At 44.2% G+C, this 12271-nt stretch carries 11 protein-coding genes and 1 pseudogene; 6 read left to right on the top strand and 6 right to left on the bottom strand.

Annotated features, from left to right (window positions below):
- Window positions 1–208: 208 nt before the first annotated feature.
- Window positions 209–1096, bottom strand: coding sequence for a 7,8-didemethyl-8-hydroxy-5-deazariboflavin synthase subunit CofG (gene cofG, locus MICAI_RS02000; protein WP_008197113.1), 888 nt, complete (start codon window positions 1094–1096; stop codon window positions 209–211).
- A 265-nt stretch (window positions 1097–1361) separates the two neighbouring features.
- Between cofG and MICAI_RS01995 the strand changes: the two genes are divergently transcribed.
- Complete coding sequence (locus MICAI_RS01995; RefSeq protein ID WP_039899484.1) at window positions 1362–3026, top strand: transglutaminase domain-containing protein; 1665 nt, start codon at window positions 1362–1364, stop codon at window positions 3024–3026.
- On the opposite strand, the gene MICAI_RS01990 is transcribed toward MICAI_RS01995, so the two are convergent.
- The 3 genes from MICAI_RS01990 to MICAI_RS01980 form a co-directional block, all read right to left on the bottom strand.
- Entirely contained in the window at window positions 3023–3289 is a 267-nt protein-coding gene (locus MICAI_RS01990) for a hypothetical protein (protein ID WP_008197109.1), read from the bottom strand. The genes MICAI_RS01995 and MICAI_RS01990 overlap by 4 nt on opposite strands.
- 204 nt (window positions 3290–3493) lie before the next feature.
- Window positions 3494–4081 (bottom strand): hypothetical protein, encoded by a 588-nt coding sequence (locus MICAI_RS01985; protein WP_008197107.1) that lies wholly within the window; start codon window positions 4079–4081, stop codon window positions 3494–3496.
- The gene (locus tag MICAI_RS01980; protein ID WP_232306102.1) at window positions 4071–4337 is read right to left on the bottom strand and encodes a hypothetical protein; all 267 of its coding nucleotides are present in this window, start codon (window positions 4335–4337) and stop codon (window positions 4071–4073) included. Before MICAI_RS01980 ends, MICAI_RS01985 begins: the two co-directional genes overlap by 11 nt.
- A 302-nt stretch (window positions 4338–4639) precedes the next feature.
- On the opposite strand from MICAI_RS01980, the gene MICAI_RS01975 reads away from it, so the two are divergent.
- The 5 genes from MICAI_RS01975 to MICAI_RS01955 all read left to right on the top strand — a co-directional run bounded on the left by MICAI_RS01975 (window position 4640) and on the right by MICAI_RS01955 (window position 10033).
- On the top strand, window positions 4640–5350 hold the full coding sequence (locus MICAI_RS01975) for a sirohydrochlorin chelatase (RefSeq protein WP_051011141.1): 711 nt from the start codon (window positions 4640–4642) through the stop codon (window positions 5348–5350).
- Window positions 5347–5811 carry a 2-amino-4-hydroxy-6-hydroxymethyldihydropteridine diphosphokinase gene (gene folK / locus MICAI_RS01970; RefSeq protein WP_008197098.1) on the top strand — a complete coding sequence of 155 codons (465 nt, stop codon included), beginning with the start codon at window positions 5347–5349 and terminating at the stop codon, window positions 5809–5811. Before MICAI_RS01975 ends, folK begins: the two co-directional genes overlap by 4 nt.
- Window positions 5812–5989: 178 nt before the next feature.
- Window positions 5990–7354 carry a GTP-binding protein gene (locus MICAI_RS01965; RefSeq protein ID WP_008197096.1) on the top strand — a complete coding sequence of 455 codons (1365 nt, stop codon included), beginning with the start codon at window positions 5990–5992 and terminating at the stop codon, window positions 7352–7354.
- 132 nt (window positions 7355–7486) lie between these two features.
- Entirely contained in the window at window positions 7487–8008 is a 522-nt protein-coding gene (locus MICAI_RS01960; protein ID WP_008197093.1) for a hypothetical protein, read from the top strand.
- 171 nt (window positions 8009–8179) lie between these two features.
- Complete coding sequence (locus tag MICAI_RS01955) at window positions 8180–10033, top strand: peptidoglycan D,D-transpeptidase FtsI family protein (protein ID WP_008197090.1); 1854 nt, start codon at window positions 8180–8182, stop codon at window positions 10031–10033.
- A gap of 128 nt (window positions 10034–10161) precedes the next feature.
- Here the strand turns inward: MICAI_RS01955 and MICAI_RS01950 are convergent, their stop codons facing one another.
- Both MICAI_RS01950 and MICAI_RS27700 read right to left on the bottom strand, forming a co-directional pair.
- Window positions 10162–10989, bottom strand: a complete 828-nt coding sequence (locus MICAI_RS01950; RefSeq protein WP_008197088.1) for a pentapeptide repeat-containing protein — start codon at window positions 10987–10989, stop codon at window positions 10162–10164.
- A 281-nt stretch (window positions 10990–11270) separates the two neighbouring features.
- A pseudogene (locus MICAI_RS27700) lies at window positions 11271–11912 on the bottom strand (DUF3226 domain-containing protein).
- Between the last annotated feature and the right edge of the window lie 359 nt (window positions 11913–12271).

Here is a 12271-nt window from a genome sequence, read left to right as displayed (position 1 = left end):
TTGGATTGAGTGATAAAATTCGGAAGTAATGCCCAATCTTAGCCGAGAGTTTCCCCGTAAAAATCCCAATTGGTAGATTTACAAAAATGAGATGCAGCCTCGGTCGTCGGTCGTTAGGAGAATTAAGAATGAATAATAATCAATTAAGGGGTATTAAGTAAGGAGTGTTCAATGGCATTAACAGTGCTATCTTTTCCCTGATTAATGTTTACTGATAAACCGGTAGGCGTGGCTTTAATTCCCAGCCATAAACTGCTAAAAATTCCTTTAATTTATCGGGGTGTAAATGGAGGTAATCGGGATTAACTTCATCGATAATGCCAATACCGCCTAAATCCCGCGCTCCTGCCGCTAAACAATCCAAGAGAAAAAGAGGATCGGGTACTAGATTCGGGGGAATTTGAATGACAATATCTGTGGGCAAAATTTCCCTAGCTTGTCTAACTAGAGCGGGTAATTTTTGCAGATCAAAAGGATTATTTTGCCACCGTTCCCTTTTGCCCGGATTATAGGGTTGTAGGATCACTTCTTGAATATGTCCCCAACGTTGATGAATAGCGGCAATAGTTTCTAAGGTTACTAAGCGATCGCATTCTGTTTCACCAATTCCTAATAATAACCCCGTGGTAAAAGGAATTCCTAATTCTCCCGCCCATTGTAACTGTTCTAAGCGCAGGGATGGCACTTTACTAGGGGCATGACGATGGACAGTATTTAATAAAGTCACTGTCATTTGTTCTAACATTATACCCATAGATAGATTGACATTTTTCAGTTTTTCCATCTCGGCAAAAGTTAAAATACCTGCATTGGTATGGGGATAAAAACCCATATTTAAAGCCAATTCTCCCAAATTATAAATATGCCGAAACCATAACTCTCGATTGGCTGCTAAAGGATGAACTTCCCCGCTAAGAATTAAAATTTCCGTAATTTCCGAACCCTGCAAAGCAGTTAAAATCTCTTTGGCTTTTTCCAAACTTAACCAGCCATCAGTGCCTAAATCCCTGCGAAAATTACAATAACTGCAACGATTGAAACACTCGTAGGTAGGTACAAGGGTATGAGAGGGACTATAGGTGACAATTCTTGACATTTTTTTCAGAATTGGAGTTCATTACGAGCATTCAAGGCTCTTCTAGGTTCTGTGTGATAAGTTTAATTGACATAGGATCGGTCGATCTTTGTGTCCTTTGTGTCTTTGTGGTTCGTTCCACCCCCTCGCTCTTGAGAAATGTATCTTAGAATACATTTTACCCACCAAAGCTGGGAGAGCCCATTCAAGGGCGATAAAATTTGCTATCGTGGGAAGAATTGCTGTTTTATTGACTCAAAAACGCTCTCCCTTTTCGCTTCCTCCTATGATTTTCGATCCTGCCAGTCTTCCCTCCCATCGTCAAACGATTCGCCCGATTAGCGCCACGGCCCTGCACGGAATTGTATTTCAAGATAACAAATTAATCGCTATCGACGCAAAAAACGGCTATTTATACCAAATTGCCCTCGATACTGGTCATACAACCGTACTTAATTCCCATCGCTGGCAAGAATTCGTCGGGACGACGGGATTGGCAATCGATGATCAAAATCACCTCTGGTTTACCACTCGCGAAAATCTCTACTGCTGCACTCTCGAAGATTTTACCCCGAAATTTTTTACCCGTCTTCCCTACACCGCTAACGGAGTCGCCGTAACTGGTAACACAATTTATGTCACTTGTCAACGTTCTGGACAAATCTTTATATTTGATCGCCAATCGGGACAGGAAATTACTCGTTTGTACGCGCCTGGTATCGGCATCGAAAATATCACCATTCGCGGGGAAGAACTTTGGCTAACGGATACCCTAGAACAAACGGTTTACTGTCTCGATCGCGCCACGGGAGAACAGCTTTTTAGCATGATAACTCCTTTTGAGTCGCCGACGGGATTAGCATTTTATCGCGATGCTAACAGTGGCAAGGATATTCTATATGTGGCCTATGCTTTTCAGGAACCCTATATCCGCGATAATCCCAATTCCGAACAGGTTTACGAACTTAGTTATCGTCCGCGGACTTTTGTCCATCCTCTATATTTTCACTACGATCCCGCTAAAAAATACACCCTTTCTAACGGTTATCTGATTGAATTATCCTACGTCGAGGAATTGGAACCTCTCTATAATGTCGAACTCAAAAATGTGGAATGGCGCATCGCTTTACCCTTAGAAACACCGCGGCAAAAAATTCGCAGCGTCGAAGCGGTGGGATTGCCTTTTATTGAAGAAATTGAGGACGGGCAGCGGGTGGCAGTATTTAAGTTCGAGCAAATAACCGCCAAACAACGTCATATTTTTGGTTGGAAAGTACTATTAGAAGTGTGGGGAATTAAATACCAAATTACTCCCAAAGATTGCGAAGATTTACCCGACTTACCCGCCGATTTTCCCGATCGCTATTTGATCGATAATGATGACCTGGCCATGAATACAGAAATTATCCTCAATGCTGCCGAAGAAGCGACTGGTCGGGAAACCAATCTACTCAGAAAAGTTTATAGTATTCGTAACTACGTCTATGATCAGCTTTCCTACGGCATCAAACCCCACATCGACACCCCCGATATTGCCCTGCGGCGCGGAGTCGGTTCCTGTGGGGAATATGTGGGTTTATTATTGGCTTTGTGTCGTCTCAATGGTATTGCCTGTCGCACGGTAGGACGCTATAAATGCCCACCCCATCCCCTCGAACGTAATTTACCCCTCGAACCGGATTACAATCACGTCTGGATGGAATTTTATCTGCCCTCTATCGGTTGGGTTCCCATGGAGTCCAATCCCGATGATATTTTTGAAGGCGGTCCCTATCCCAATCGTTTCTTTATGGGTTTAGCTTGGTATCATACGGAAATTGCCAAAGATATCCCCTTTGAACGAATGCTCAGTGAAGGACAACCGGTGTTAAAAACCCAAGTTCCCATCGGCGATTTAGCGATTAATCACGTTCAATTCATCATTCTTGAGGAATTAGCCCCAAAAGACTAGAATTCTGAGCCATCATCTAGGATGCCCATTTCTCTATCTCTTTCTTCTTTGAGTTCTTTGACCATTTGCAAACCCGCACCCACACAGAAGCCCAAGGCTGCCCCAGCACCGGCAAAATAACGTCTATAGATGATTTGATAGTTATAGGGATTTTTATAGTTGACTTGGCTGGGATTGCGTTCAATGCGGCTAATGCCATAACCGATACCTGCTCCGACTAAAGCGGTGACTAGGCCTGAAAATAGAACTAGACGAAGGTTCATGATCTTATCTCCCGATGGACTCTGACTTTAGATTATCGCTGAAAATTAGTTAATGGCAAGCGATCGCAATAATTCGTTATCAAGTGAACCAAATCGCCTACAAAGCTAGAACTGTGGATAGGAAACCATAGGATTTATCGAATCGTCAAAAAACCAATTTTTCCCTATAGGTAGTTATTGGTAAAAGTTAAGGTGATTTATCTATTACCAGACTTTTTTTACTCCTGTAGGTAAACCAACTCGCATAAAAAATCTAGCGAAAGCTTGAGATAAATGTTCACGATAGGGAGGACGTAAACGAAGTCGAGGTTCCTGTTTATTTTGCAAGAAGGATTCCAAAAAAGTTCTCGGTAAAGTGTACACATCATGAAAATCAACTATTCGATGAGTTAATTTTAGGTCGCCGATTTCTCCTTCGTTGAGCATAGAAAGATTCCATATATAACCATTTTTAATATCATCACAATATCTCCCCCACGCCTTGGCCGTAGGATTTTGTTTCATATTGTTCATGGCCTGTTCCCAATTTTCTTGATATTGGCTGAGAGCAAAGTGAGGGCAAAGGATGACATTGTTGACTTTCTTGTTTTCTAAGTCGCAGCCTTGAGTAATGACAACCACATCAATCTCAGCTACTTCCACTAAGGATCGAAGTGTTTCAATTTCTGTTTTATTGCTTACCTCAACAGGTTTAGAAGCCCAACGAACCACAGGACAATTAAGAATAATATCCCCTTGGGTCAACTCAACATTTGCATCTACCGCCTCATACCAAAGGTCATTAGTTATCATCTTCGAGTCGATAATTATCAATTACAACACAAGGTTTCCAAGTGGGTGTTTCCTGAGATTTAATATTCACTTCTTCAGAAAATAAGATTTTCGGTTGATGAGAAACTACAAAAACTCCTCTACAATCCAGTTCATCATCATTATCTTCTGCTGAGTCTATTGAGCAGGATTCTGATGATAAAGCTGTAGGTAATTTTACCACTTCTATCAAGGGTGGTTGTTCGTAGGAGGGTAATTGTTTACTGTCTGTTTCCACTTTCACGTTAACTGCCTCGTTGACTAAGTTGGGCGATTAATTAGGTTATACCTCAATATCTAGGCTAACTCAAGCCGGCGGGCTGATTTGCTCACACTTTACATCCCGTAAAATGGTAGCACTTCCCACCAATGGGGACGTTTTCCCCCTTACCAGCTAAATTGAGAATATCAGGGGCATTGATGCCTAAAGGGAGAGAAAATGTATTAGGCTAAAAACTAAACTATTTTGGCAAGATTTCTTTGAAGACCTCCTCAGCCTACTTATTGGTTTTCCACGGTAGTCGCGATCCGCGTCCAGCCATGGCGGTGACGCAATTAGCAGCCTTAGTTCGGGAAAAAATCAGTCAACCCACCGAAAGATTGGCAAGTAAATCGGAGTTTAGCCCATCTATAGCGGTTCTAGAAGCAGATAATCGGGTATTAGTAGGGACTGCCGCCCTAGAATTAGCGATAACACCGCTCCATCAACAAATAGAAGCTTTTGCCCAACAAGCACAAAGCCAAGGATGTAACCGATTGCAGATTGTCCCCCTGTTTCTCCTGTCGGGGGTTCACGTTAAAGAAGATATTCCCGCAGCCGTGGCTAAAGTGCGATCGCCGATTAAGCTAGAGTTAAAGCCCCATTTAGGCAGTTATCAGGGCATACAATCGCTGTTATCCCGACAATTTGCCGATTTAAGCCCCCAAGATCGCATTTTACTGTCCCACGGTAGTCGTCGCCCCGGCGGTAATCGGGAAGTGGAAAATCTAGCGGCGTTTTCTGGAGCAATTACAGCTTATTGGTCGATAGAACCGAGTTTATGCCAACAAATCGAGAGTTTAATCGCTCAAGGTAGCCAAAAAATCGCTATACTGCCCTATTTCCTCTTTGCTGGTGCAATTACGGACGCGATCGAAGCCCAAGTTTTTGAACTATCACAAAAGCATCCAAATGTCAATATGTTTTTAGGTAAATCTTTGGGAGCGACGGGGGAATTAGCCGAGATTATTGTTGAGGAAGGATGTGGATGAAGCGGGCAGCGATCGCTCTTGGTAGTAATTTAGGGGATTCGGCGACAATTTTAGGGCAAGCTTTAGGGGAATTAGAGCGAGTCAAAGGAATTAAACTAGAAGCTCATTCCCAATGGTATCAAACCGCGGCCGTCGGGCCGCCTCAGCCAGATTATCTCAACGGTGGCGCCATTGTGCAAGTGGATTTATCGCCCCTAGATTTACTGCATAAGTTATTAGAAATCGAGCGGTTATTCGGGAGAGTCCGACGGGAAAGATGGGGACCGCGTACCCTCGATTTAGACTTAATATTTTATGATGACCTGATCTTAGAAACACCCGAATTACAGATACCCCATCCCCGCTGCCGAGAACGGGCCTTCGTGCTGCTTCCCCTGGCAGAAATTGCCCCCGATTGGCGAGATCCCGTAACCGGAAAAACTATCCTTCAGCTATTGGGGCAATTGGGATTGGCGGAGTAGGATGTTAGGTGTTGGGGTTTTAGTGGAAAACTTCCCTAGTTTCTTTTCACTGATTACTGGTTACTGTTCACTGATCACTGAAAAGTCTTCCCCTAACCCCAGATAACCTCATCTCAGTTACCGCCCCGAAACTCTACAATAAAGGCAGCAGCATCAATAAACAGTTAAAAAATCAACCGTGACCAAGACCCCATCCCTCCAGGAAACTCATTACAATCAGGCTAAAGCTAGTTTACAACAGGCCTTAACTTGGTATGCCAGTTTTCGCCGCCATTGGAATTATCCCCCCGATCCCCAACTTCAGGCCGCCGTTAAAGAGGATTTGCAGTCCTTAAAATCGGCCTTGGATAAACTGGATGAAACGGTGATTCGGGTGGCAGCCTTCGGGTTAGTCAGTCGCGGTAAATCCTCGGTGGTAAATGCTTTAGTCGGTCAAAAAGTCCTGACAACTGGACCCCTGCACGGGGTGACACGCTGGCCGCGATCGGTACGTTGGATACCAGCCACGGGTAAAATTCAGATAGAATTAATCGATACCCCCGGATTGGATGAGATTGAAGGGGAAGCACGGGCGAATATGGCCAGAGAAGTCGCTAAAAGTGCCGATTTGATTTTATTTATCGTTGCGGGGGATATTACCCGCACCGAATACGAGGCCTTAGGAGAATTGCGCCAGGCTAAAAAACCGATTATTTTGGTGTTTAATAAGATTGATCTCTATCCGGAGGCTGATCGCCGTCAGATTTTTCAGCAGTTACAGAGATTAGGAACCAATCGGGACGAAAAAACGTTAGAAGATTTGTTAACTAGCGATGAGATAGTTATGGTAGCCGCCGAACCGCAACCGATTCCCGTCCGGGTGGAATACCCCGATGGGCGCGTGGTGACTGAGTGGGAAACCCCTCCCCCCCAAATTGAGGAGCTGCAAGATAAACTCTTAACGATTTTAAATCGGGAAGGGCGATCGCTGTTAGCCCTCAATGCTTTAGTGCAAGGGCAAGAAGCGGAGGAAAATATCGCTAGAAAAACCCTGGAACTCCGGGACAGTCAAGCGGAGGAAATTATCTGGCAATACGCGAAATATAAGGCTTTAGCGATTGCGGCCAATCCGATCGCTATTTTAGACCTACTAGGGGCTTCAATCGTCGATTTGACTCTAGTTCGGGCTTTAGCTCGTTTGTACGGCTTGCCAATTACCAGTCACCAAGCTGGTCAACTCTGGCGGACGCTACTTTTGAGTAGTGGGGGGTTGCTGGTGGGGGAAATCCTCGGCAGTGTGATTATCGGTTTGGGCAAAACGGCAGCGGCAGCGACGAGTATTTTTGAAAATCCCACCTCTTTAACCCTCTACGGTAGCACCGCTCTCCTACAGGGTGCAATTGCTGCTTATGGAACCTATATAATCGGGAAAGCCGCTAAAATCTATCTAGAACGCGGTTGTAGTTGGGGGGCATCCGGACCGAGTACGGTGATTAATCAAATTCTCGCTCAAGTTCATCCGCAAACTATTTTATATCGTTTACGTCTAGAGCTAGAACAGTGATTTTAAGGTAAAAAGGAAAAAAGGCAACAGTGATCAATTAAATATTTCCTACTGACTCCTGATGACCGACTCCTAATTTTAGAAACTTAATTTTTGACAACGACAACTAGCTAGAAATATTGAGAGAAAATCATGTCTGCTGCCCATAAGTCCTATATTCCCGTTCCCGTTTCTCGCCAAAAAAGCCAAGGCAGTCAACACCGTCCCCAGTCACCAGTAAATCAGGCGACCCCAACGGTCAAACCGACAACTAAATCGGTGGTGAGAGTTCCCGTGGCCCCGACACAAAAACAATTAGCCTCGCGTCAATTACGTTCCCTTTGCCTCCTAGAAAGAATAGTGGCCGTGATTACTTTTTGTCTGTTGGGTTCGACTCTGGGAATATATGCTTGGACGGTATATATTCCCAAGGTTTGGGACAAAGAATTTGGTAAACTGGAAACACTGCAACGTCACGAGCGCCATCTTTTGGCCACCAATGAAACCCTTAAACATCAACTAGCTCAACAAGCAGAAAAACCCGAAACGGGATTAACTCATCCCCAACCCTTCCAAACTATCTTTTTACAGCGTAAATCTGCCCCGAATCTGAAACCGTCCCCCGCTTCTCAATCCCAATCTACCGTCATTTCTCGGCCCAGAAGTGCCTATTAACAGTTATCAGTTATCAGTTATCAGTGGGTAAGTTAACAGTTATCAGATGTGAGTTTTTAAGTGTGCAGTATTAAATAGGAGTTTCCTACTGTCTTTTCACTGATTACTGGTTACTGATCACTGCTCACTGGTTACTGCTTACTGCTCACTGATCACTGAAAGATACTGCTCATGACTGACACAAAAAGACCGCGATTTAGAAGCAAAGAAACTCGATCACCCTCCGGCAGAATCCGGGACAGAAAGTCCTATTTAAACGCCAAAAAACGGCAAAAACAGTTAAAAAATTTGCCTTTGGGTAACGGGCGATTGGTGGCGGTGTGGTTGATTTTAGTCATGGGTATTGTCGGGTTAGCTTGGCGACTGTACCAATTACAAATAGTCCAAGCACAGGGATTGCAAAAAAGAGCCAGACAACAGCAAACTACCAGTATTAGACCCTATATTCCCCGACGGGCGATCGTCGATAGTAATGGTAATGTTTTGGCGACCGATCGCTTAATTTATACTCTTTATGTACACCCAAAACTGTTTGCTATTCCGCCGGCAGAAGTGGCTGATAAATTAGCTCCTTTATTAAATATTCCCACGAATCAACTAATTCAAAGATTTAAAGAAAAAGAAACAGGAATTCGTTTAGCCAATCAATTAACCGAATCCGTGGCTAGGGGCTTAAAACAATTATCTCTTGACGGTGTAGAATTAGAGGAAAAATACGCTCGTTATTATCCCCAAGACGATGTGGCTGCCGACGTGATTGGCTATGTAGATAAAGAACATCGTGGCCAGGCAGGATTAGAGAGAGGTTCCAGTCAGTTATTAGAAAGAGATCCTTTTTCTGTCAATACAAGACGCATGGGAGACGGGCGAATTTTACCAGCTTTTGTTCCTGATGGTATCTTTCAGTTTGATGAATTACAGTTAGAAGTAACCCTCGATTTAAAACTACAAAGAGCCGCTCGCACCGCCCTACGAGAACAGCTAAAAAAATTTAATGCCAAACGAGGGGCTGTCATCGTCATGGACTCCCTTGATGGTTCTCTTTTAGCCCTAGTTTGTGAGCCAACTTTTAACCCCAATGAATACTATAAAGCCAATGTAGCCCTATTTAAAAATTGGACCGTAGCCGATCAGTACGAACCGGGGTCAACTTTTAAACCAATTATTGTCGCCTTGGCCATGGAAGCGGGGTCCATTAAAGCTAATACGGTAGTCAATGATCCGGGGGCAATTACCGTCGGTCCCTGGACGATTAAAAATGCCTCTAAACAGGGTTATGGGGCGCTAGATATGGCCCGAGTTCTGCAAACCTCTAGTAACGTGGCCATGGTGCAAATTGCCCAAAAAATGGGGCGAGTTGATTTCTATAAAAGTTTATTAGGATTGGAAATAAATCAAAGGGTTGGCGTAGATTTACCCGGAGAAGTGGCAGGATATCTCAAACCCGAACGAGAATTTCTGGATAATGCCATTGAATCGGCCACCGCTTCCTTTGGTCAAGGTTTATCCCTAACGCCCTTAAAATTAGTACAATTGCACGGTGCGCTGGCCAATGGTGGCACCCTGGTGACTCCCCATGTGATCAAAGGATTAGCCGACGACCGCGGCCGTTTGCACTGGCAGCCCGATTATCCCAGCAAAAAAGTCTTTTCTCCCACCGTGGCCAGGCAAGTGGTGGAAATGATGGAAACCGTCGTCAGCAAGGGGACAGGGGAAGCAGCCCAAATCCCCGGTTATCGCATCGGAGGCAAAACGGGAACAGCACAAAAAGCTAGTCCGACGGGGGGTTATCTACCTAACGCCAAAATTACCAGTTTTGTCGCAATTTTACCGATCGAATCGCCCCGTTATGTGGTTTTGGTGGTGGTGGATGAACCCAAGGGGGCGAATACTTTTGGTTCCACTGTTGCCGCTCCCGTGGCAAAAACGGTGATGAATACGCTCATTTCCCTCAAAGGTATCCCCCCCACCTCCAAGGTCGCTCCGGCGGGTTCTGCGACCAATAAACCCCCGCGGCACGATTAATTTAAGTCTTGAGGAGAAAAGCCGCTAAATTGTCCAGTAACCCCCATTCTACATGGGGCTTAATTATTTTTGGACTTGCCGATTTCAGAGCCGATTGGGGAGTCGGTGGTCGGTCAAAGAGGCCAACTCTAACGCGGTAAACAACCTAAACTCTGGCCAGTATTGGAGCGGGTGTAGGGGTTCCAAGTTCCTAACTCCCGGGAGGAACGACCACAGAGATAAGAGCGTTCTAAATCGCTCAATCCTTCCACCTGACTGAAATCGGCTCCTTCTAAATTCTGGATCTGTTCTAGAATTGCACCGGTTAAGTCCGCACCTCGCAGATCCGCAAACTGTAACTCGACCCCAACTAAACGAGCGTCCCGCAAAAAGGCCCCGGTTAAGGACGCTCTTTGCAAGTTAGCTCCGCTTAAGGCCGCAGCTGCCAGATTTGCTCCGGTTAGGTCGGCCCCGCTTAAATAAGCTCCCCGGAGATTAGCACCACTGAGGTCGGCAAATCTAAGATTAGCATTATTGAGATAAGCACCGGTTAAATTGGCTTTTGGCCCGATTGCTCCCGAATTTTTATAATCATAGCCTTCTGGCCAGCTGGTTGTCCCGTCGTAGACAGAGAGGGAAATTTTCGCACCAGTTAAGTCAGCACCCTGCAAATTAGCTCCACAGAGGATGGCGCGATATAGTAAAGTGTCTCGTAAATTGGCCCCCCGGAGATCGCTACCGCGCAGATTGGCCCGGCGTAGATCCGCAGCCTCTAAATTCGCCCCGGTGAGATTAGCCCCAGCTAAATCGGCCCCCAAGAGGATTGCCCCCGTAAAATCGGCGTTTTTCAAGTCCATTTGACTTAAATCGATCCCTTCGAGATTAGCGGCACTTAAACTTTGTCCTTTATCCCTGGCCTTGCGGACATCATCGGGACTAGGAGAAACAAAATTCAGACGAGCGATGAGGGGGTTCATAGGGGTCTGTACCGATACTCTTTAACTATCATACTTTAACAATGCACTTTTAGAGATTAGACCTCTTGTAAAAATCAAAAATTGTTGTTGGGGTTAGGAGTCAGTAGCCAGTAGTCAGTAGTCAGGAGAATTAAGAATGAATAACAATCAATTAAATGGTCTATTTACAAATTTTATCTCATTTAATCCTTATTTTTGCTGTTTTTGAACCATGAAAAATTAATTATGCAAGACAGAGAAATATTATGGGGCTGTCATTGCCATCTGGCTCTATAGTGGGTTCAAATCTCGTATAACTCCTGTAACCATCTCAAAAAAATTGCCGATTGGGGATGGGAGCGATTAAGTATTTTTTGTTTGACTGCATCGTGAAGTTGTTTCCCCGGCGGATCTTGCCAAGCTAAATAGGTATGAATATTAGCCTTATCTCGATGATAATCCCTATAGGTTGCCCCTTGTTGTTTTGCTTCTATCACCTTGTTTTGTGTATATTGCCAAAGATTATTATCGGGAACTAAATAGGCTAAAAAAGTCTCTAACATTCCTCTAGATTGATTGTCAGGCATCATCCACACACCGAATTTTATCGCCGATTCTAGAGTTATAATTAATCCCGCTGCTGGTAAATTTTGAGGTAAGTTAGGTATATTTGGTGAACAGGTATTATATAAACTTTTCTAACGATTATCAGGTTCTTCGTCTGCATCTATAATAATTCCTAAATGAGTTAGTCCGTTAGGAGTTTTTAGTTGTGTAGAGATGTATTTAGGTTTTAGTAAATTTTCAACACCATCACAATTTATGATATTCAATGGCTCTTCCCCTCTATTCCAAGTAACTCCATTTGCTGCCATTAACTGGGGAATAACTCTCAATTCCTCCGCACCTTCCACTAATAACTTTTTTGTCTCTATTTTAGGCATTGTTACCGCACCTCAAGATTACTTGTAGCGGCAATAACAATTTCTTCTGGATCAAAGATTACAGATTGTCTTTTTTCCCTATCTAGGGCTTGCTGAATAAATCTAAAAACCTTGTTGGCTAAGATTTTTAGATTTTTTTGCCCTCAAAAAGTGCCAGACATAAGAGCGATCGAGGGCAAAATTTTGGCACTTTTTCCCCGAAAATTAGGTAATTGTGGGGTGGACTGAAGCAATTAGTCCTAGACTTCCCGAAAAGTCTATTTTATTTCAGCTTGTTGTTAGGGATATGCTCTGGCTAATACGCTTTTAGTTATGATACGCGGAAAAGTTCCGGCGATGGTGCTAAAATGGTGTGATAA

It is taken from the genome of Microcystis sp. T1-4 (assembly GCF_000297435.1).
GTDB lineage: Bacteria > Cyanobacteriota > Cyanobacteriia > Cyanobacteriales > Microcystaceae > Microcystis.
The sequence above is the reverse complement of the archived record's forward strand: the minus strand, read 5'-3'. Positions and strand labels throughout refer to the sequence as shown.

Excerpts from the sequence above, each read along its gene's own strand:
- cofG (WP_008197113.1), bottom strand. The coding sequence starts at position 1,096 with ATGTCAAGAATTGTCACCTATAGTCCCTCTCATACCCTTGTACCTACC.
- MICAI_RS01995 (WP_039899484.1), top strand. The coding sequence starts at position 1,362 with ATGATTTTCGATCCTGCCAGTCTTCCCTCCCATCGTCAAACGATTCGC.
- MICAI_RS01990 (WP_008197109.1), bottom strand. The coding sequence starts at position 3,289 with ATGAACCTTCGTCTAGTTCTATTTTCAGGCCTAGTCACCGCTTTAGTC.
- MICAI_RS01985 (WP_008197107.1), bottom strand. The coding sequence starts at position 4,081 with ATGATAACTAATGACCTTTGGTATGAGGCGGTAGATGCAAATGTTGAG.
- MICAI_RS01975 (WP_051011141.1), top strand. The coding sequence starts at position 4,640 with ATGGCGGTGACGCAATTAGCAGCCTTAGTTCGGGAAAAAATCAGTCAA.
- folK (WP_008197098.1), top strand. The coding sequence starts at position 5,347 with ATGAAGCGGGCAGCGATCGCTCTTGGTAGTAATTTAGGGGATTCGGCG.
- MICAI_RS01960 (WP_008197093.1), top strand. The coding sequence starts at position 7,487 with ATGTCTGCTGCCCATAAGTCCTATATTCCCGTTCCCGTTTCTCGCCAA.
- MICAI_RS01955 (WP_008197090.1), top strand. The coding sequence starts at position 8,180 with ATGACTGACACAAAAAGACCGCGATTTAGAAGCAAAGAAACTCGATCA.
- MICAI_RS01950 (WP_008197088.1), bottom strand. The coding sequence starts at position 10,989 with ATGAACCCCCTCATCGCTCGTCTGAATTTTGTTTCTCCTAGTCCCGAT.